This is a genomic window from Bradyrhizobium sp. USDA 4461, from assembly GCF_054055655.1.
Map to the genome: position 1 here is coordinate 3,871,799 of NZ_JBSRXM010000001.1, position 20,031 is coordinate 3,891,829.

Sequence of the window (20,031 nt, forward strand, 5' to 3'; positions counted from 1 at the left end):
GACGGAGAGACTAAAGAGGACGGCTGCGATCGTTCGTCTTGAGCCGTGCAGTTATCCTGAGTTGACCGGATTCTGCACTGATCGCGTGGACTTAAACAGGAATATTGGCATGTTCGCCGGCTGCGGGCCCGTACCTCCGCCTCCGCGATTTTAATCTATTCGCTTCCAGGACGTGGCCCAGCCAAGGCACGGCCCGCCGTTAGCGGGCAGGCGGATCTTCCCTGGAGTCGGTGTCCGCAGATCCATTTTCAGTCGGGTCCTCAGGCCAAAGGGTTTGGTCCAGCGACGGTGTAAGACGAATGAAGCCCTCTTCTCTCCATTCGGCCGTGTGAGGCACCCCGAGAAGGCAGAAAACCTTTGTGGGGTGATCCTTGCTCGGCTTCACTCCGCTGCGCTCAAGCATATCGATCTGAGCGCCTGTGGCCGTTTGGCCAGTGAAAACCCAGTAATCCTTGGCGAGACGTCCGTTTTGCATTCGGAACTCGGAAAGTTCTGGCGGTGCAGCTTCGGACGGACCAGCCTGAGAGGGGCCGGCTGGCAACGGCCGAACGTGGGAGGGACCGGCATGCGCAGGCCCGGCGTGGGGCGGTCCGGCCTGTAGTGGTCCGGCGTTCGACAGCCCAGGGTGCGAAGGGCTGGCATCCACATTCTGCCATATCAGATCCTGATCGACACCAGGATGTGCCTCGATCGCCTGAGCAATCGTCTGCTGGGGGAGATATTGCGGGGAGCTTTCCGGTTCTGGCGCGATGTGATCCGTGCCCGGCGCAAACGGATCATCTTCCCGATCCAAGTCCGGCGAGGGATGCGCTAAATCCAGGTACGGCGAATAGGGGTGACCAGCATCCAAATAGGGCGAATAAGGATGGCCTGCGTCCAGATATGGCGAATAGGTGTCCCCCTGCAGGACCGGCGGTGCCGCGTGTTGTGGCAGAGCACCAGCTTGCGCGCCACCGAGCCGCCGCTCAAAGCCGGTCGCGTCCATAGACGGTTCAGCTGAGTAGGGCTCCGGGTCCGTATTCCCTGAACCGATCGCATTGAAATCCATCCTGTTACTCCTTTTCGATGATGGAGCGGACCGAGCGAGACGAAGGCACATGCCCTGCGGCTCTGACGCAGCCGGTTCGAAGGCTCTCGTCGATATTTGGGGCCCCGAGCTTCCGTCAAAGGTGGCGCTTGCCAACTTCCCCTTGCGTCCAGGAGGTGATTGCTCACATCCGTTGCGGTCGGTAGGAGGGGCCGCCTTCCAGACGTCCGCACGCCCATGCTGGGAGCATTAGCTTTCGAAAAGCTGACGATCGGAACGATTTGAGCCAATGCAGATTGGATCGACCTCGGCTCAAGCTGCCTCGCATCAATCAGGTTCATTTCTGGCCTGTGTCAGCTCCACGCACGGTGCCGTCCTGACGCGGCGAGTCGGACACATAATGCCCTTCCGGGCTCCCATCCCGAATAACCACGCTGGAGGAGCCGCGAAACAACATCAAAACCGAATCCCGCGGCGGCTTTCCGGCGACGGGGGGATCGCGCCGCGACTGCGCCTCCGCCACAAGGCCCTTCAACGTCTGGTCCACCAGCGCGATGAAGCGTGGCGGGCCCGAAGCCAGGACAAGGCCATCCCCCGGCGCCGGCTTCACGATATAGCGCTCATCGGCGATGTTGAGCGCGTCGAGCGCGGTCTTGAACGCATCGAAGCTGATCGGGTTCAACACAATCAGCCGGCTCTGCGCCTCGTGGGCTGCGGATACGTAAAGCACGAGGCCGTCGTAGTACCATTGAAGATTGTACAGGTTGGTCAGATGCTCGAGAAACTCGCGCGGTGGCAGGTCCGGCATTCGCCCGCGAATCCGGCCCTTCACTTCAGTGCTGACATTGACCCTGATATTGAGATTGTTGCCGAACTCCTGCAGCGCGGCAGCAAGGTCCTGATCGAGAACCGTATAGCTATAAGGAGTCGAAGGCAGCGACAGGGGCGCGCCAAACGCGCTCACCATTGCAAGACAAACGAGAGTTCCGGCATAGAGAACTCTCTTCAAAATTTGCGCCATCGTGGATCGTACGAGCATTCCCGAAGGCCTTCCACCTGAGAATTAAACCTGGAATTTCGTTCCAGCTTGGAAGCCAAACGTGATCATTAGATGGCGTCATAACCTCCATCTTCGTCAGGTTTTCGTCAGCTCACCAATCTACAGGTTTTCATCTGTTCATCCGTCGAGAACGCTTGGTCTCATCAGCGAGCACAATGACTCCTTATATGATGTTAGGCGCAACGCCGATCTCTCCCAATTCAGCTGACTGCCTTTCCAATGCCTGTTCGTCGGCAGCTCCCGTCGAGCAGGCACACTTTGAGCAGTCTCTTGCGCAAGCGGTCTCAAGTCAGGGGACTGCCTCACCGGTCGCGGACAGAGCTGCAGTCGTTTCGCCGGTACTGGAGGTGCAGCGTGCGAACACGCTGGCGGTGCCGCCGGGCGATCGCGTTCTTCAAACACTTTCCACCATGTACCGCAGCCGTGCCGTTGCTCCCGCGGTCGGTGGCACGTCTTCTGCTGCGAGTGCCGTACAAGCGGGACCCGCCGCGCGGCCGCTGTTGCCGCCTGTCGACATCAGCGCGCATGCGGCGGTTAAACCGGTGGCTGCGGATTTCGACTCGATGATGGTAAATCTGCGGGATGTCTACCGGGACGTCGTTCAGGTCTCCCTCGTCTCCAAGGGCACCAGCGCCGTAAGCTCATCGCTGAACAAGCTGCTGTCGGCGGGCTGAGTGGAGCTGATGCTTGGTGTGATGCGCAGTGGAGGGTGCGGCGGCCGTCAATGGTGGCGCCGGCTTCGCGTTTGCCTTGCTATGCCGCTTCTTGTTCCGTTGATCGGCTGCAAGGCTGATCTCTACAGCAAGATTCAAGAGCGTGAGGCCAATGAGATGCTTGCGCTTCTCCTCGGCAAGGGTGTCGATGCTGTTCGCGTTGTCGCCAAGGATGGAACCAGCACGATCCAGGTCGAGGAAAGGCAGCTCGCGTATTCGATTGACCTGCTCAATGTTGAGGGGCTGCCACGCCAATCTTTCAAGAATCTTGGCGAGGTGTTCAAGGGATCGGGCCTCGTTGCCTCCCCGATCGAGGAACGTGCCCGTTACGTTTACGCCCTCAGCGAAGAATTGTCGCGCACCATCAGCGACATCGATGGCGTCCTTTCGGCGCGGGTGCACGTGGTTCTGCCGAAGAACGATCTTCTGCGGCAAGATGCGACCCCATCTTCGGCGTCGGTTTTCATCCGACATGGTTCGAACGCGAAGCTCTCGGTGCTGTTGCCTCAGATCAAGATGCTCGTCGCCAACAGCATCGAAGGGCTGTCCTACGACAAGGTGGCGGTGGTCTTCGTGCCGGTTGAGCGGGCTCCGCTTGAGCAGCCAGCGCCGTCGGCTGCCGCTTCGTCTCAATCAACGAGGCCGGCTTCAACACCGTGGCTTGCGCTTGGGGTGGGGGGCGCCGGTGCCGCATTCGTCATCGCATCTTATCTGTTGCTTGGCGCGCGTCTTCGTCGGTTCGGTCAAATATCGCGCAAACTTACCATGTTCGGCAGGCGTTCGAATGTGACCGCTGTCGAGGCTGCTGGCAAAAAGATTACCTCCGATGCGACATAACCAGGACACTCATGTCGTCATCGATATCACCCACCGAACCCAATCGTTCGTTCACGCTGCCTTCAGAACGGCTGCGCGAGCTTATTGCCTCGATTCATCCGAGCCGTTTTGCCGCGTGTCTCGATCCGCTGCTGTCGCCCGCTACATTACTCCGGCTGCAGCAGAGTTCCAGGTTGCAGGCAAGGCTGGCGGAGCTGCTGCTCGGCAGCGAAGTGAATGTGAGCGGAGCTGGCTGGAACGACGACCTTCTGCTCGGCCATGATCCGCGTCGGGCTGCCCTGCTCGCCGGCGGTATCTGGCATGCTCAGTCTGTCCTGAAGCTGGTTTCAAAGCGCGATCTTTCGATCCTCATCGAGGTGATCGGCGCCGAAGCGCATGCCTTCGCTATCCGGCATTTACCCAGCGCGGTTGCAACAGCACGCATTGTCGATCCGGAACATCTGGCGCGACAGATTGAACACGATGGACATGCCTGTCTCGGCGCCTGGCTCGACCAGGCTCCAGCGATTGAGCGCCTCCGCGTGCTTCTACGCTTGCCTCGTGGGACGGTAGCGGACAATCCGGCGGCTGAGCACCGTCGTGCTTCAGGCCCGCTGCTTTCCTTGGTTGTGGCCCATTTGGGGACGGAGGCAGCCACGGTATGACGGTCGACGTCCCAGCGTTGCCTGTGGCCCCGCAGATCCGTCCGCTTGGGCCCCTGATCCCGGCAGCCGAGCTCGAGATCTGGCATGAAGCCGTGCACGCGCGGGCCACTGCTGAGCGGCATCTGCAGCGCGTTCGCGGCTGGGGACGCAAAGCTTTCGAGCGGGAACGGGCGCGCGGCCATGCCGAGGGGGTAAAAGCGGGCGCAGAGGAAATCGCGCGGCTGACCGCGCAGGCTGCTTGCGAACTCGCGCAGCGAAAGGCCGTTCTGGAGCAGGAATTGCCGGAGCTGGTCATCGAGATCGTGCGGGATCTGCTCGGCGCCTTTGATCCGGGCGAGATGCTGGTGCGCAGTGTTCGTCACGCGATCGAGCAAAAGTACAAGAACACGGAAGTTTGCCTTCACGTGTCCCCCTTGAAAGCTGACCTGCTTGCCAGTGAATTCGCAGCCTACAACGGACAGGAGGGCCGGCCCAAGGTCAGGATCGAGCCGGATCCGGCGCTCAAGGCGGACCAATGCGTCTTGTGGAGCGAGTTTGGCAATATCGATCTCGGACTTGCGGCGCAGCTCCGCGCACTTCGTTTGGGGTTTGGCTTGCCTTCGCAGGAAGGTGGGCAGTGACCGCACAACGACCGACCCATGGTGCTGCGGCTGAAGAAGGGGCTGTCCACGCCGCACTCTCTTCCTTGAGATCTTCCGCCAAGCGTATCGATACGCGCGCCGTCCGCGGCAGGATCACGAAGGCGATCGGTACGCTACTCCATGCCGTCTTGCCGGAAGCCCGCGTTGGGGAGCTATGCCTGTTGCGGGATCCCCGCAGCGGGTGGTCACTCGAGGCCGAGGTGATCGGCTTGTTGCCGGACGGGGTGTTGCTCACGCCAATCGGTGACATGGTCGGCTTGTCCAACCGTGCCGAGGTCGTCACGACCGGGCGGATGCAGGAAGTTCCAGTCGGCCCCGATTTGCTCGGCCGCGTGATCGACAGTTTCGGTCGTCCGCTCGATGGTAAGGGCCCTATAAAGGCTGGCGAAGTGCGCCCGCTGCGCGGCAAGGCGCCCAACCCCATGAAACGGCGCGGAATCGAACAGCCTTTTCCGCTCGGCGTTCGTGTCCTGGATGGGCTTCTGACATGTGGTGAAGGCCAGCGGATCGGAATCTATGGGGACGCCGGTTGCGGCAAGTCGACGCTGATGTCGCAAATCGTCAAAGGCGCAGCCGCCGACGTCACGATTGTCGCGCTGATCGGCGAACGTGGCAGAGAGGTGCGTGAATTCATCGAACGTCATCTTGGCGAGGCGCTCCGCCGTTCGGTCGTCGTCGTTGAAACCTCCGACCGTTCGGCCATGGAGCGGGCGCAATGCGCCCATACGGCGACGGCGCTGGCCGAATACTTTCGTGATCAGGGGCTGCGCGTCGTTCTGATGATGGATTCCTTGACGCGCTTTAGCCGTGCGATGCGCGAAATCGGCCTCGCCGCGGGAGAACCTCCGACCCGGCGCGGATTTCCGCCTTCCGTCTTTGCGCTGCTGCCGGGCCTGTTGGAGCGGGCCGGCATGGGCGAGCAGGGCTCCATCACGGCCTTTTATACCGTGCTGGTCGAAGGTGACGGTACGGGCGATCCAATCGCCGAAGAATCCCGCGGCATTCTCGACGGACATATCATTCTCTCGCGTGCACTGGCTTCGCGAGAGCATTTTCCGGCCATCGACGTGCTGTCGAGCCGAAGCCGCGTCATGGATGCGGTCGTGTCCGTACCGCATCGCAAGGCGGCATCTTTCTTTCGTGACCTGCTCTCGCGCTACGCCGAGGCCGAGTTCCTGATCAAGGTCGGCGAATATAAGCAGGGCGCTGATCCGCTGACCGACCGGGCGATCGCCTCGATCGAGGAGTTGCGGACGTTCCTGCGCCAGGGCCAGGACGAGGCGTGCAAATTTGAGGAGACGATCGCATGGATGTCACGTCTGACCGCCTGAACACCGTTCATGCGTCGAGATTGCGGTTGGTCAAGGACATGAGGGAGCGCAGCGCCCTTCGTGAACTGTCCAACATGGAAGCCAAGCGCCGCATCGCAGGTGAAGCCTTCGAACAGGCTTCCGAGCAGCTTGCCGATGCCCAAAGACGCCGCGCAAGGGTCGAAGCCGAGCTTTATCGGGAGATGTTATCGGCCGATGCGATTTCCGTCAGCGAACTCGAGCGCCGCCATCATCTTATCATGGGGCGGCTCACGGAGGATATCGCGGCGGCGCAGCTACTTCTTGACGAGGCGCACACCGCTCAAGATCAGGCCGAGGCGGCGGTCCGTGAGGCGCGGACGCTATGGGCCGAACGTTCGGCTGCATGCCACAAATGGCAAGAGATCGAACGTGACGTCGAGCGCATCACCAACGCTGATGTTGAAGCCGCGGCGGAAATCGAAGCCGATGACGAGGTGTTGCTTCGCTACCGCAGAGGCGCGACCATTCAAACCGGAGGCGAGCCGAGCTGATGGCCAATTCTGCTTTGCCAGCGACAGCGTGCTGCGATGGGCAGGCGCCGCCTGCGACACCGAGGCCGGGCGGACCCGTACCATTCAGACCACAGCTGGCCCTATCTCGTGCCGTGGTCTCGTGGCTCAACGAGATCGCAGCTTTCCGCGGACCTCTGCAAAGCCATCTCGGCGATAAGCCGCTATCGCTGCGAATGGACCGGCTCGTCTGGCAGGCCGAGCCACCTGAGACATCGATGCTTGACTGCGTCTTTGACGCCGGCGGAGAAACGCTCGTCCTGTCCTTGCCCAGACCGCTTGCCGAAGCGCTGATTGCGACCGTGCAGAATGGCCTGACTTTACCTTCCGAGCCGACGCGTTCGCTGGTCCTTGAACTCGCGCTAGATCCGTTGCTCTCTTCCCTGGAGCAACTGACGCAGCGCCATTTGCAGCTTCTCCGTACCGATGAAGCGGCGAAGTCAGGTCCATTCCTCGAATTCGAGGTCGCCTATGGTCCGCTCACCAGCAAGGTTCGCCTGTTCCTATTCTCGTCTCTTGAAGGTTCGGTTCCGCCAGCGTACGGCATCCTAGGCGAATTGCTTGGTCGATTGTCGCGACAGGTGCCTAAGGTCCGCCCCGAACTCCCTGTGATCGTTGCAGGCGAGGTTGCCTCGCTCCGCATCACGATCGGCCTTCTTCGCCAGGCCCAGCAAGGCGATGCGCTGCTGCCGGACGCAATTTGCCGTGCTCGCGGCCAGATCATCGTCACTGCCGGCACATTGTGGGCCCCTGCGGAGGTTGCCGGCGACCGACTGCTCCTGCGGGGACCATTCCGCTCGCAATCTCACCCCTTGAAAAGTGAACACATGACGACACAACCCCAAGCGCAGCAACTCCCCTCCGAGGCCGATATCGACAGCCTCGAGATCACGCTCGTATTCGAATGCGGCCGCTGGCCGATGCCGATTGGAACCTTGCGGAGCATCAACGAAGGCCACGTGTTCGAACTCGGCCGGTCGCTTGACGGCCCGGTCGATATCCTTGCCAACGGACAGCGCATCGGGCGTGGCGATATCGTGCGAGTCGGCGATGAACTTGCCGTCAGGTTACGCGGCAGGCTGGCGGTCAATGACTGAGATTCAACCCAGCATCCTCGCGCTTTTGGCGGTCACGGCCGGCCTCGGCCTGCTCGCCTTCGCCGTCGTGACGACGACTGCCTTCATAAAGGTCTCCGTCGTGCTTTTCCTGGTGCGCAACGCGCTCGGGACTCAATCGATACCGCCCAACATCGTCCTGTATGGGGCGGCACTGATCCTGACCGTCTTCATCAGCGCGCCGGTGTTTGAGCAGACCTACAACCGCCTGGCGGATCCGCAACTTCGATACCAAACGTTTGATGACTGGATGACGGCCGCCAAGGAGGGGCAGGAACCGCTGCGCGCGCATCTGAAGAAGTTCACCAATGAAGAGCAGCGCCGGTTTTTCCTGTCATCGACCGAACATGTCTGGTCGGAGGAGATGCGCGGCAGCGCCACAACTGATGATCTTGTGATTCTCGTGCCGTCGTTCCTGATCTCGGAGCTCAAGCGCGGCTTCGAAATCGGCTTTCTTCTTTATCTTCCCTTTATCACCATCGACTTGATCGTCACCACGATTTTGATGGCCATGGGGATGTCGATGGTGTCGCCCACGGTGATATCAGTCCCCTTCAAGCTCTTTTTGTTCGTTACCATCGACGGCTGGTCACGTCTCATGCACGGGCTGGTTTTGAGCTACACGACGCCGGGAGGTTGATAATGAACGAAGCCAGCATCCTCATGTACTTGAGCGAATCGCTTGTACTTTTCATGATCTGGGTGCTGCCGCCGCTCCTGGCAGCCCTGATCTCGGGATTGATCATCGGCCTCATCCAGGCGGCAACCCAGCTCCAGGATCAAACCTTGCCGCTGACGGTGAAGCTTCTGGTCGTCGTCGCCGTACTCGCCGGATTCTCTCCGGTGCTGAGCGCTCCGCTCATCGAGCAGGCCGAACGCATTTTCAGCGAGTTTCCTGCACTCACCGCAAGATACTAGCAGGGCTTGGATGGCCAGCCTGTCACCTACAGATGCGCAAGCTCTCGTCCAGGGCGGCATCGAACTTATCGCAGCAACTGGCCTGAGCGCGGCCCGCGCCTTGGGCATCATGCTTGTGCTTCCCGTCTTCACCAGGCCGCGCATCAGCGGCCTGATCCGCGGAAGTCTGACGATCGCGATCGGGCTACCGTGTCTGGCGCAGATCAAGCTCGGCCTGGAGGCGCTAGACCCGAACACGCGTCTGGTCAACGTCACCATGCTCGGTTTGAAGGAGGTGTTCGTCGGCCTTCTGCTCGGTATCTTGCTCAGTATTCCCCTATGGAGCATCCAGGCAGTCGGCGACATCATCGATACGCAACGAGGAATCTCGAACCAGGTCGCAGCCGAAGATCCTGCGACGCACAGCCAGGCGTCGGGAACCGGGCTGTTTCTCGGAGTCACTGCGGTCACAATCTTCGTTCTGGTCGGCGGCCTCCAAACCATGGTGCGCAGTCTTTATGGCAGCTATCTGATCTGGCCCGTGTATCAGTTCCTGCCTCCGGTGACGGCGCAAGGGGCGATGGAATGCCTCAGTCTTCTCGACCATATCATGCTGACCACGCTATTGGTCGCCGGGCCGGTGCTAGCCCTGCTGCTGCTGATCGACGTGGCGGTCATGATACTCGGCCGCTTTGCATCGCAGCTCAAGCTGAACGATCTTTCGCCTACGATCAAGAATGTTGCCTTCGGCGTCATCATGGTCAGCTATACCGTCTATCTCCTCGAATACGCGGGAGCTGAAATCCTCACGTCGAACAACGTGCTCGAGTACTTCAAGAAGCTCTTGAAATGAGCGGCACGAGCGAGGAGAAGAAGCTTCCCCCGAGCCCCAAGAAGCTGCGCGATGCGCGCAAGAAAGGCCAGAGCGCGCGCAGCTCCGACCTGGTGAGCGGGGTCAGCGCCTGCGCTGGCTTTTCCTGTCTGTGGTGGAGAGCGGGTGCGATCGAAGACAAGTGGCATGAAACGGTCCGGCTGATCGACAAACTGCAGGAGCAACCCTTCACGAGCGCGGTTCCGCAGGCGCTCAACGGCTTGCTGGAACTATCGATGGCAGCGATCGGTCCTTTGCTCGCGGCTGCCGTCGCAGCAGCTCTTCTGGCAAATGTTCTCGCCAATGGCGGTTTCATGTTCGCTTTGGAGCCGATCAAACCGAAGCTTGAAAAGCTGGATCCGATCAAGGGCTTGACGCGGCTCGCATCGAAACGTTCGGCGGTCGAGCTTGGCAAGACGCTGGTTAAGGTGGTTCTCCTCGGGACGTGCTTTTTCCTTACCGTGACCGCAAGCTGGAAGGCGCTGGTGTATTTGCCGGTCTGCGGCATGGGCTGTGTCGGAATAGTCTTCACCGAGGTCAAGCTGCTGGCCGGGATTGCTGCCGGGGCGTTTCTCGTCGGCGGGTTGGCCGACCTATTGATCCAGCGCTGGTTGTTCATGCAGGAGATGCGCATGACCGAAACCGAGGCCAAGCGCGAGAACAAGGAACAACAAGGCAATCCGCAGGTGAAGCGTGAACACCGCCGGCTGCGCCAGGAGTCGGCGAACGAGGCTCCGCTTGGCGTCGGTCGCGCCAACTTGATACTAAGCGGGTCCACAATCCTGATTGGGCTGCGCTATGTTCGCGGCGAAACCGGCGTGCCGGTCGTGGTCTGCCGCGGCGAGGGCGAAGCTGCACTAAAGTTGCTTGGCGAGGCACGCGCGCTGCGGCTCAAGATTGTGGATGACGAGGTCCTGGCGAGTCAACTGCTCGGCAAAGCAAAACTAGGCAAGCCGGTTCCGTCGCAATATTTCGAGTCGATTGCAAAAGCACTCTACGCTGCCGGGCTAGTGTAGAGCATGGCCCGCAAGAGTGGAAACGGGTTTTTACGAAAGTTCATTCCCAAACATAGAGATGAGAGCATGACGCGATTCCGTGACAGCGCATCATGATCTGGAGTGCTTTCGCGCGAAGTCGGTACCGGTTCGCGTGAAGAAACGTGCCAGAACGAGAGCCCAGAGTTCCGTTCCGGTTCAGCCGAATGAAAAACGCGAGCTCATTTCGATCCGGCGCTTGCGATTGCAGCGCCCCTCATTGAGGAGGCTGTGTGTCCCCCGTTCCGGCCGCCTGGGCCTCCGGCGCGGCCCTGTTGCTCTGTCCGCCTTCTCCGTTGCTCTTGTTGCCCTGGGCAAAGCTGCCATAGCTGGCAACCGGAATGGCGGCGCGATCGCCATTGCTTGTCGTCACAGATCGATTGTCCAGCAGGTCGAGCGGATCGTTGACCATGACCGCCAGATTGCTTCGGGTCGAGCAGCCGAGCGTGGGGTCGAACGAATTATCGTTTACCGCGGGCCCGACGATGGAAAGCGACGGACAGACAGGAGGATGAGCTTCAAAGGTGATCGCCTCGATCCGCACCCCGAAACGGGCGGGCAGATCGAGCGGGGAGGCGGACAGGCGGATGTTATAAGGGGCAACGCCCATGGCACGGGCCTCGTGGGCCACCTGTGCAATGAGCCGGGGTGAGCCGGTGACATCGACATGGAGTGCGTCCCGCCGGCCGCCACTAGCACTCGCAATGAAACTCCGCAGCCGATGCCTTTCGGAGCCACGAAGGCTCTGCAGGAACAAGACATTGCTCTTCTGCTCCACCTGGATCGCTTGCTCAGCTGGACCAGGATGGACCGAAGCGGTATTTGCGCATCCCCCTAATGTTGCCGCCATCACGATCAAATGGCACAGACGTCGCAAGGTCATTTGATGATCCTCATTCGATGATAAAGCCGGCGCTGCCGGTCAATCCCGGTACGCTGGCGCGGGGCGCATCGCGATCCTTCGGCGGCCGCGCCAGAGTGTTCGTCAAAACGCGGCCCGCGTCTGAAGAGGGTGAGATGCGGTCGCTCGGCGTACTCATCCGACTGGGGTTCGATCCGGGCCGCACGATGTACGGCGTGACGATAATGACCAACTCGGTTTCGCGCTTTTGAAAGGATGAGGAGCGAAACAGCGCGCCGAGGATCGGCACGTCGCCGAGCCAGGGAAACTCGCCAATGTCGTTGTTGAAATTGCGCCTGATCAGTCCGCCGATCGCAAAGCTCTGACCGCTGGCGAGCTCGACCACGGTGCTGGCTCGCCGCGTCGAAAGCGCAGGGACTTCCATGCCATTGATCTTGACTTGGCCTTCGCTCGTCAGTTCGCTGACTTCGGGCTTCACGCGGACATTGATCTGATTATTGTTGAGCACTGTCGGGACAAATTCGAGGCTCACGCCGAATTGGCGGAATTGGACCGAAACCTGCCGATTATCCTGCATCACGGGAATGGGGAATTCGCCGCCGGCCAGGAAACTCGCGGATTCGCCGGACATCGCCGTCAGGTTCGGTTCGGCCAAGATCGAGGCGAGATGCTCGCTGGCGAGCGCATCGAGAACAGCGCTCAGGTTGGTGTTGCCCGCGCTGAGCCCGATGCCGATCGTGCCGCCGCCGTTCGCTGCGGCGGATCCGCCATCCTTGCCGCTGATAAGGAAAGCGCCGTTTGGGCTGGAGGCCGTGAAGTGGATATTGAGATCCTTGACGGCGCTGCGGGACACTTCTGCGACCCGTACGCTGAGATTCACCTGCAGCGAGCCGGCCACCTGGATTTTGTTGACGACGAGCGCGCCCGCCCCGAGAAACTGCTCGGTGACCTTTTTGGCTGTCTCGACGACCTCGGCATTGGGCGCGGTACCGCTTAAGATCGCTCCGCGCGGGGTGTAGCTGACCTGGATCGGATAGTCGCCGACCTCAGCTTTCAGCGCGGCGCGCAGATCCTCGATCGGCTGTGTGACGACAACGCGCAGCTCGGCGAGAGCTTCTCCAGCCTCATTGAGGGCGAACAGGCTGGTCCGTCCGGCTTTCTTGCCGAACACGAAGATCGTCATGTTCGACGGTGCTTGATAATCAGCAATGGTCGGGTCGGCAACAAAGATGCTCGCGGCCGGGGCGGTTAGATGAACTGTCTTGCCCTGCGAGGAAGTCAGGCTGAGCGTACCGGTGGCGCTGCCAGGCGCGCTACGCGGCGGTTCTCCCTTGCCATCCCGCTTTGTTTGAGCCGCTGCCGCAAGGGGAAATAGCAGAGCAAGTCCGCACAGGACGTAGCAGAGGCCAGGCAAAACGGCAGAGCGCGTCGTCCCGACGACCAACGACGGCTCATCAGCGCGGGCAGCATTGTTAAGGACATTCAAGGGATTGTTGCTTTCAAGTTCGATTTGGTTAGGCAGCCGATGCTGCGCTGATGAGTTCAAGGGTGTAACCCACGCCCCGCGCGGTCTTGATCCTGAGCGTTGCGCCCGACTGGCTCAAATGGGTGCGCAAGCGATAGATCCCGACCTCCAGCGCATTGGTCGAGACCTCGTCGTCGAACGCATAAAGGCTGTCCTCCAGGGATGCGCGCGGCACGGTGCGCCCGGCACGATTGAGCAAATGTTCGAGAATGCACACTTCCCGGCGGGCAATCCTCAGTACCTGACCGCCGACCGCGACTTGCCTCGCGATCGGATCGAAATGCAGATTGCCGAATGTCACGACCGGCGCTGTCATTTGCGTTGACCGCCGTAAAATGGCTCGCATGCGGGCGATGAGTTCTTCGGTCGACACGGGTTTGGGAAGGAAATCATCAGCGCCCGCGTTGAAAATCGCAATCCGCCGGCCGAGATCGTTGAGACTGCTCATCATGATGGCCGGCATTGAACGTCCCTCGCGCCGGAGCTGCTTCAGCCAGTCCAGGCCGTCTCCATCGGGCAGAACCAATTCGAGCAGGAGAATGTGGTAGTTGGCGCAGTCCAGCGCAGCCGAGGCCTCATCCAGCGTAGGTGTTACGTCAACGGCGAACCCGCAATCGAGGAGCGCTTCCTTCACAGCACGGGCAAAGTCCGGATGATGATCAATCAGGAGAATTCGCATTTCATCGCCTCTCGTCCATCCACGCCAAGACCTTGAGCGCGTCACGGACGGCCAAGAGGTTCGATGAAGCTGACCGACGTCGGTTTCGTCGTGAGCGACAAAGTTCGGCAGCGAAGAAGCAGAGCGCGGTGGCGGGCGATCAATCCCAGTGAGCCCGCCGTCATCGGGTTGCGCGGTGAGATCGGGGGCCGCGGACTGAATGCATCGTCGGCGATGTGCAGCAGACCCCTTGGCTCGGAAAGACCTTCGAAATCATTCACCGGGACGAAAGCCGTCGCCCCAGGTTGACGCATGAGCGCGTCGATCGCGTCCGTGTTTGCACGGACTGCACAGCAGCCTTCGATCTCAATAGCGCTGGACCGCGCAATCGACCTCGACACCCGAGCGCAGGAGCGAGCGGATGAAGCCATGGCTGAATAGTCTAGCGAAGCCGGCATTGGGAACTCCCAACTTTTCCCCAGTCCTGCGGTCAGTTCTTACCATGCTGTCGAGCCTATGGTGTCGCCGACAAGGCAAGCTGTTCCGCGTAAAGACAGTTTCACGCTACGCGTCTGGACAATGTCTCCTGAGACGCGTTGCGCGATGAACGAACGATGATGCGCCTCCGGGCTACTGAAAAAGCCGTCCCCCAGCCGGTGATAGATACGCCGGACGCCGACGCTCCCAACTTTCGGTCAGCTTCGATACGTGATCTCGTCGAAAGGTGCGAACGAGAGACGGAATGGGCTGCCGTATTTCAGGTCGATGGCCCGTCTGGTTTATATTGCTACGCCAGTTGCATCTCTTCACTTGCGATGATCGATGGCAAAGTAATCGAAGCGCGGATCTGGAGCTGCGTGGTGCTCGGTCAGGCCAAGGCAAACGGAATGCGAGTTCTACTCGGCCGCTAAATTCTGCCCGGGCCGCAACAGAGGTGCCGCTGGATTGCCGGTTCTGCACATAGACGGTGCGGAGAACACGTCGCCCACAGCAGTGATCGATCCGCGCGATGGGGCGGAGCGGAGCGTCGTTGAGTTTGAGAGACGTTCGCAATTCTTGCTACCTGTCAGGAAGTGTTCGCGCGCGGGTTCGGTGTCGCGAAGCTGTCGGAAATCCTACAATCTGACGTCAGGTGAGGATCAAGTGTCTTTAACAGTTCGTTATGAGTACCCTCCATCTTGTGCGCGTCTTGACTCGGTCGCGACGCAGTTTGAACACAGTCATGGCTTGTGAGGCGCGGTCGCTCTCGTGTTCTCGAAAGTTGTGAGCATTTCGCCTCTCCAAATTCTGCGATGTGCAGTTCAGCTGTAGCGATTGCGTGAGCCCGGTCGTCATCGGTGCGCGTCAAGGCAAGCCACAACGCGCGCGAGTATGAGATTGCCTGGTTGCCTCACACGTGGCGATTGGCTGGCGGACTATGGCCGGCTGTGAGATAAGCTGACCTGATGCACAGAAATTAACGTCGTGGGTGCGCAGGCGCGATTGCCAAGTTGAATTGACTGGCAATGGATTGAAGAGAGGGCCGACTGTCACACCACGTTCCTGAATGCTGCTCCAAAGACTGCGGCCGACTATGGGGGCTTCAGGCGGGATCGGAAAAATCAATTGTTTTGATGGAACACATTTAAGCGGCGGATAGGCGCGGCGCTTGATGCGGCTTACCATACCATAGGTGATGCAGCTTTTAGTGCGCTGGCCATGCGGTCGCGTCCGGCCATCTTCTGGTTGAATGCGCCTCCAGCGTCGGGCTTAGCCGGCCACGGGCGAAGGCAGGTTTTTCACCGGCCCGAGCCGCGAGCTCGGCTACGAATGCGATTGCGGCGATTGGATCGATGTCAAGCAATCGCCGAAAGCACGATTGAGCACCGCCAAAGAATCACTTGGAAGAGCGAGTTGGATAAGCTGCAGGCGTCGAGTCCGCCTCATAACGGTGGCGATTGAGGCATTTGATAGCTTGATGCGCAAACTGCTAAAGCTATTGTTCGTTAAGCCGGCGCGCGTCCTTCAACTTGTCCTTATGGGAGATGCCTTTGTGGTTGGAAATGAAGACACCGCTGCCGTGGGATGCTTAGCACGTACCTAATCAGCGCTGTCGCGCTTGTACGGATTTGCCTCGCTGTTCGTCCGGTAGTCGTCGAGGTCGCCGCCTAGAAACAATCGTTCGGTCTCTCGGGTTGGCGTTCTGCCCAGCGAGCACATCAGATCCACATCCGCATCGATATTGTCCTGGTCTTCCACGTTCATTCCAAGCCCGATACTGCTCAGTACGTCGTCGGGCGTCCAGACCGCGGTCTTCGGGACGGTGTAGCTGTGCAGCACGTTCGCATTGTTGGCGATCGCTCTCGCCCAGTGGTCGCGCGAAACAACCAGTTTTGCGGGATCCTCAACCAGGGACACGAAAGGAGATTCTGCTGTCTTTCCGCGCATATGCCATCCGGCCTGACGTGCCCGGTCCATTGTATATCGCTCCAGAGGATCTCCGACGGAAGAATAATCCCGAGCCGTGTTACGGATATGGGAGATTGCTCTCGTGTTTTCTTCCGCGCGCGGCTTGCAATCATTGTCCTGGTTCTGAAAACGTCGCAGCGTGACATATGACGACCCCGCCACGTCCTCGAATACGACGTCCCGATCGACGGAAGCTGCGGTCGCCGGCGACCAACGTGCTGATTGACGCACGGCGAGGTCGATCTCGTTTCTGAGCGCTTCAAGCGTGGCGCCTGTCAGCGTCGCGGCAAGTTGAGCGCGCGCGCTGACAAATGTTGTGGCTGGATAGGAACCCGTTTCCGGAGGCCTCTCGTTCGGCGCGGTCGAGGACGTAGCAGTCGTATTATTTGCCGGAAGGGAGGCAGGATGGACCGGATTCAATTCATCTGGATCCAAATCATCCAGCTGCTGCTCAAAGCTTGCTTGAGCCTCGGAGCTGTGTGCCGGTGCGCTGGTTTGTGCGCTCAACTCGTCTGGTTGCCGGTCCGTCCGATGTGGCTGCGGCATGTCCTGAAGCTCAAAGAGAGCGTCTGCAGCATTCCGTGGATCAACATTCATCTCTCTCTCTCCTGGAGTGCCGGCTATTAGTGCGGACTGTTGCAGGTGCAGCTTTCGAGAAGCTGACGGACCAGGCGATGAGTCAGTGTCGGTTTGTCGTCACCGGCTGAATTTTAGTTCAGTGAGGCGAAGCCGAGCCGGGTGGAAGCGACGCAAATCGACGAATCATAAATCGGCGCTGCTTGTGCAGTCGCCATTATGGACGAGGCGAGATCGGGGTCTCGAAGAGCGTTTTCACAGCGCGGCGCCTAATCCGCTTCATTGCGGGCCTGTCGTCTGGGTGGCAGCGAGCCTTGCGAGAGTATCAACGTGGACGAGTTGACGATGTGGCTGGTCAAAAAGCAGCTGGAAATCGTCCGTTTACGCGCACGTGAGAACCGCATCGTCGAGATCGTGGTGCCCACCAATCGTATTGGTCTCCATTGGATCGGCGGGACCGCTTGCCGTTTGTGGTTCCAAGCGGCCGCCACGGATCAAATCGTTCCAGCGGTGTCGCGCAAGGATAGGGCGCCTTGGCAAACCTGACCTACGAGGTTGTGAGGTAGGGATAGTCGCCGCAACCACTTGCGTCTGGTTACGACAGGTTGTTTTTGTCGCAGGCGCGCGTGCGCTTGATGTCTGGTTTCCGCCAAACGGCTTGCGAGCACAGCGTCTTGCCACGTGTGATCTGTGGTACTCATCGAGGGAGAAGAGCATATGAAATTTATTGGCAAAGGGCTGGCGATCCTGCTCTCTTTGCTTTCGGCCATCAGCGTGAGCTCGATGGCGCGAGCCGATGAGCCCTCACCGAAATACACCGAGGTGCTCAATGCCCTGCAGGCCGGCAAAAACGTGAAGCTCATCCTGGACATGAGCCGCTGTGCTGCCGCGGAGGGTGGCAAGCCGGCTTCGACGACACAGGCCGGTCTGGTCATCAATGCATTCAGGGTGACCCCGCAGAACGGCATCAGCTTCGCCAATGCGCACCAAACGGTGGACAGCTCCGGACATGCCGTGACCGAATACATTCGCCATAGCCTCAGCCGCGAAGGTAAGCTCACGGTGCGGGCCTCAAAGCTTGTGGTCGGGACCACCGAACTCGTGAACCAGGGTGAATTCATCTGTGAACTGCCGGATGGCGCAAAGTTCGTCTGGTAAACGAAAGAGCACCGGGACGGGGATGCGCTTCGAAACCCCGACCCTTTAACCGTGCGGGCATCTTTGCAATGCCACGACACGGATCATATCGATCATGAAAGACGGCCAGATTTCTTCTGGCCGTCTTGTCCGCGAGGCTCATCTGGCTGCACGAAAATTGTTGCAGTCGCTCAAGATACCGTGCGAATACGCGCCGACGACAGCGGGTTCCGTTCCGGTCCTGGAGATAGCGAGATCGGAGCGAGCGGAGAAACCGTCGCTAAGCTTTGGCCGTTTATGATGGCTCTTGGCCCTTTGCTCGCAGCTATTCGCGCGAAAATGCTCCCGAACCACGTCATGGAAAGCCTGGCTGCGCTGCACCCCCGAGCAGGAGCTGGCCCGCACGCTGAAGTGTCCCCTCGTTCAAAGCCGCATGCTGGGCAACCACGAAGCTGTCGCACATCGCGCGCGCCAGATTGCTCGTCGTGTACAGCGAGCCAGTGCCGGCGAGACGGCTCGCGATCTTACAGACCTCCGCGCTTTGGAGCGCGGCGTTAGTCGCCGCGAGCCGCATCAGCGTCGTGGTGTTCGGATTGACCGCGTCATCGAGTGCTTCGTTCCACAGCTCCTCGGTGGCCTCATAAAAGAAGGACCGCGCGGAACGCAGCATAGCCTCGGCTCTGGCCGCTTCTAGCTGGATGTAGCCCCGCTCTCCCATCACAGGCGCTCCGGTGATCGAGGCGCGGTTCCTGCTCATCGCGATCACCTCGTTCAGTGCGGAGCGCGCGATGCCGACGCCAACGATCGCATGCGCCTGGGCTGCAAACGTTACTGACGGATAACGGTAGATCGGACCGTCGAGTGTCGGCGAGCCGCCGCGAACCAGGGTCCATTCTTCCGGCACGATGACATCTTCGATAACCAGATCATGGCTTCCGGTTCCCTGCAGCCCAATGACGTCCCAATTGGGGCGGATAGTTACCTTTTCGGCCGGCACTACGGCTATACGCGGAAGGCCGCCGGTGGGATCGTCTTCCACCCTGATGCCGACGCCGATCAAAGCCGCCCCAGGCGAGCCGCTGGCAAATGGCCACACGCCGTTCACGACAAATCCGCCGGTACTGCGCTTGGCGGCGCGTAGGGGATAAACGGCAGCCGCGAATACCACATCGGGCCCATTCGCATAGACTTTGGCGAGCGTTTCGTCCGGAAGAGCCGCGAGATTGCAAGCCCCATCGCCGAAGCTGGCGACCCAACCGGCCGAGCCATCCACCTCGGAAATGCGCTCGATCAGCTGACAAAACTCGGCCGGCGTTTTCTCCTCGCCGCCGAAGCGCTTGGCGACCATAGCCCGATAGACGCCAACTCGTTTAAAGCCATCGATTATGTCGTCTGGAATTTTTTGCGCGACGGCGAACTTGTTTCGACGGCTTCGGATCTCGGCGAGCAACGAGGAGAGGTTATCGCCGCTGACAGGCTCGACATCGGCTTCTGACGGGATCATCTCTGGAGATGCGTTCATAAATTCTCCTCGACGCCTATACGGCTGTTACTGCGCGCCATTGATGAAGAGTGGATACACTGGCATCGCAATGCGGCGGATTCGTCTTGAGGGCGCAATCATTGCAGCATATGAGAATTGCAGTGCGAGATTGCACTTCTGCAGGTGAGCGCAGCGCATGATCTGTCTGGTTCTATCGAATCAATAGCTGTCACCTTCGTGGCCAGGCTCACGGCCGATCAAGCCCGCGAACTCCTGCTGGCGGCCCAGCCGAGCGGCACGCATCTACCATCTCCTCAGCAATCGGCGTGCCAATGAGATATCATCCGGCACCTTTGATGAAGACGCGGAGACTGCGTGATAAGCGCTGAGCTTCCCGGCTCGATGTCCGACTTCTGGCATAGAACGTCGTCAAACGAACACGCTAGGCAGTGCAGGACGAAAATTGGGTTCGACTGCGGCCCGTTCCAGATTCGACCGCTCGGAGGCCCTAGTAATCGGACAGGAAAAGCTGTCATTGCTTTTCGAGTTAAAATTCCGCAGCGGTATAGGCCAAGCGATCGTCGATGGTATCTGATCCCGGATCACGAGCGACCGGGTGCTGAAATCTCTTTGGCTGCCCAT

The 20,031-nt window shown here is 60.0% G+C and carries 20 protein-coding genes; 13 read left to right on the plus strand and 7 right to left on the minus strand.

The annotated features are described in order from the left end of the window. Nucleotides 1–199: 199 nt before the first annotated feature. Both ACVINW_RS18135 and ACVINW_RS18140 read right to left on the minus strand, forming a co-directional pair. Nucleotides 200–1,048, minus strand: coding sequence for a hypothetical protein (locus ACVINW_RS18135; protein WP_456752562.1), 849 nt, complete (start codon nt 1,046–1,048; stop codon nt 200–202). Nucleotides 1,049–1,364: 316 nt separating this feature from the next. Then, on the minus strand, nt 1,365–2,048 hold the full coding sequence (locus ACVINW_RS18140) for a secretin N-terminal domain-containing protein (protein ID WP_456752563.1): 684 nt from the start codon (nt 2,046–2,048) through the stop codon (nt 1,365–1,367). A gap of 194 nt (nt 2,049–2,242) precedes the next feature. Here ACVINW_RS18140 and ACVINW_RS18145 point away from each other — a divergent pair, with 194 nt between their 5' ends. The 11 genes from ACVINW_RS18145 to ACVINW_RS18195 all read left to right on the plus strand — a co-directional run bounded on the left by ACVINW_RS18145 (nt 2,243) and on the right by ACVINW_RS18195 (nt 10,682). Continuing rightward, nucleotides 2,243–2,761 carry a nodulation protein NolB gene (locus tag ACVINW_RS18145; RefSeq protein ID WP_456752564.1) on the plus strand — a complete coding sequence of 173 codons (519 nt, stop codon included), beginning with the start codon at nt 2,243–2,245 and terminating at the stop codon, nt 2,759–2,761. 9 nt (nt 2,762–2,770) lie between these two features. Beyond that, the gene (sctJ, locus tag ACVINW_RS18150; RefSeq protein ID WP_456756431.1) at nt 2,771–3,637 is read left to right on the plus strand and encodes a type III secretion system inner membrane ring lipoprotein SctJ; all 867 of its coding nucleotides are present in this window, start codon (nt 2,771–2,773) and stop codon (nt 3,635–3,637) included. A gap of 11 nt (nt 3,638–3,648) precedes the next feature. Then, nucleotides 3,649–4,281, plus strand: a complete 633-nt coding sequence (locus ACVINW_RS18155) for a nodulation protein NolU (RefSeq protein ID WP_456752565.1) — start codon at nt 3,649–3,651, stop codon at nt 4,279–4,281. Further along, a complete protein-coding gene (gene sctL / locus ACVINW_RS18160; protein WP_456752566.1) occupies nt 4,278–4,901 on the plus strand; it encodes a type III secretion system stator protein SctL in 624 nt (207 codons plus the stop codon). The genes ACVINW_RS18155 and sctL overlap by 4 nt, the downstream gene beginning before the upstream one ends. Then, on the plus strand, nt 4,898–6,253 hold the full coding sequence (gene sctN / locus ACVINW_RS18165; RefSeq protein ID WP_456752567.1) for a type III secretion system ATPase SctN: 1,356 nt from the start codon (nt 4,898–4,900) through the stop codon (nt 6,251–6,253). The genes sctL and sctN overlap by 4 nt, the downstream gene beginning before the upstream one ends. Further along, the gene (locus ACVINW_RS18170; protein ID WP_456752568.1) at nt 6,229–6,765 is read left to right on the plus strand and encodes a hypothetical protein; all 537 of its coding nucleotides are present in this window, start codon (nt 6,229–6,231) and stop codon (nt 6,763–6,765) included. The genes sctN and ACVINW_RS18170 overlap by 25 nt, the downstream gene beginning before the upstream one ends. A 113-nt stretch (nt 6,766–6,878) precedes the next feature. Beyond that, on the plus strand, nt 6,879–7,880 hold the full coding sequence (gene sctQ / locus ACVINW_RS18175) for a type III secretion system cytoplasmic ring protein SctQ (RefSeq protein WP_456752569.1): 1,002 nt from the start codon (nt 6,879–6,881) through the stop codon (nt 7,878–7,880). Continuing rightward, entirely contained in the window at nt 7,873–8,538 is a 666-nt protein-coding gene (gene sctR / locus ACVINW_RS18180; protein ID WP_456752570.1) for a type III secretion system export apparatus subunit SctR, read from the plus strand. Before sctQ ends, sctR begins: the two co-directional genes overlap by 8 nt. A 2-nt stretch (nt 8,539–8,540) precedes the next feature. Beyond that, complete coding sequence (locus tag ACVINW_RS18185) at nt 8,541–8,816, plus strand: EscS/YscS/HrcS family type III secretion system export apparatus protein (RefSeq protein WP_456752571.1); 276 nt, start codon at nt 8,541–8,543, stop codon at nt 8,814–8,816. A 10-nt stretch (nt 8,817–8,826) separates the two neighbouring features. Beyond that, nucleotides 8,827–9,648 (plus strand): type III secretion system export apparatus subunit SctT, encoded by an 822-nt coding sequence (gene sctT / locus ACVINW_RS18190; protein ID WP_456752572.1) that lies wholly within the window; start codon nt 8,827–8,829, stop codon nt 9,646–9,648. Next, nucleotides 9,645–10,682 carry an EscU/YscU/HrcU family type III secretion system export apparatus switch protein gene (locus ACVINW_RS18195; RefSeq protein WP_456752573.1) on the plus strand — a complete coding sequence of 346 codons (1,038 nt, stop codon included), beginning with the start codon at nt 9,645–9,647 and terminating at the stop codon, nt 10,680–10,682. Before sctT ends, ACVINW_RS18195 begins: the two co-directional genes overlap by 4 nt. 235 nt (nt 10,683–10,917) lie before the next feature. On the opposite strand, the gene ACVINW_RS18200 is transcribed toward ACVINW_RS18195, so the two are convergent. From ACVINW_RS18200 to ACVINW_RS18215, 4 genes are all read right to left on the minus strand, one after another. Next, a complete protein-coding gene (locus ACVINW_RS18200; protein WP_456752574.1) occupies nt 10,918–11,583 on the minus strand; it encodes a CpaD family pilus assembly lipoprotein in 666 nt (221 codons plus the stop codon). A gap of 10 nt (nt 11,584–11,593) precedes the next feature. Continuing rightward, on the minus strand, nt 11,594–13,048 hold the full coding sequence (locus ACVINW_RS18205) for a type II and III secretion system protein family protein (protein WP_456756432.1): 1,455 nt from the start codon (nt 13,046–13,048) through the stop codon (nt 11,594–11,596). Between the two features lie 28 nt (nt 13,049–13,076). Next, nucleotides 13,077–13,766, minus strand: coding sequence for a response regulator transcription factor (locus ACVINW_RS18210; RefSeq protein WP_456752575.1), 690 nt, complete (start codon nt 13,764–13,766; stop codon nt 13,077–13,079). Nucleotides 13,767–15,824: 2,058 nt separating this feature from the next. Next, nucleotides 15,825–16,790 carry a hypothetical protein gene (locus tag ACVINW_RS18215; RefSeq protein ID WP_456752576.1) on the minus strand — a complete coding sequence of 322 codons (966 nt, stop codon included), beginning with the start codon at nt 16,788–16,790 and terminating at the stop codon, nt 15,825–15,827. A gap of 309 nt (nt 16,791–17,099) precedes the next feature. On the opposite strand from ACVINW_RS18215, the gene ACVINW_RS18220 reads away from it, so the two are divergent. Both ACVINW_RS18220 and ACVINW_RS18225 read left to right on the plus strand, forming a co-directional pair. Further along, nucleotides 17,100–17,315, plus strand: coding sequence for a hypothetical protein (locus ACVINW_RS18220; RefSeq protein WP_456752577.1), 216 nt, complete (start codon nt 17,100–17,102; stop codon nt 17,313–17,315). Between the two features lie 171 nt (nt 17,316–17,486). Beyond that, nucleotides 17,487–17,927, plus strand: a complete 441-nt coding sequence (locus ACVINW_RS18225; protein WP_456752578.1) for a VirK family protein — start codon at nt 17,487–17,489, stop codon at nt 17,925–17,927. 334 nt (nt 17,928–18,261) lie between these two features. Here ACVINW_RS18225 and ACVINW_RS18230 read toward each other — a convergent pair whose 3' ends face one another. Then, nucleotides 18,262–19,428 (minus strand): acyl-CoA dehydrogenase family protein, encoded by a 1,167-nt coding sequence (locus ACVINW_RS18230; protein WP_456752579.1) that lies wholly within the window; start codon nt 19,426–19,428, stop codon nt 18,262–18,264. Between the last annotated feature and the right edge of the window lie 603 nt (nt 19,429–20,031).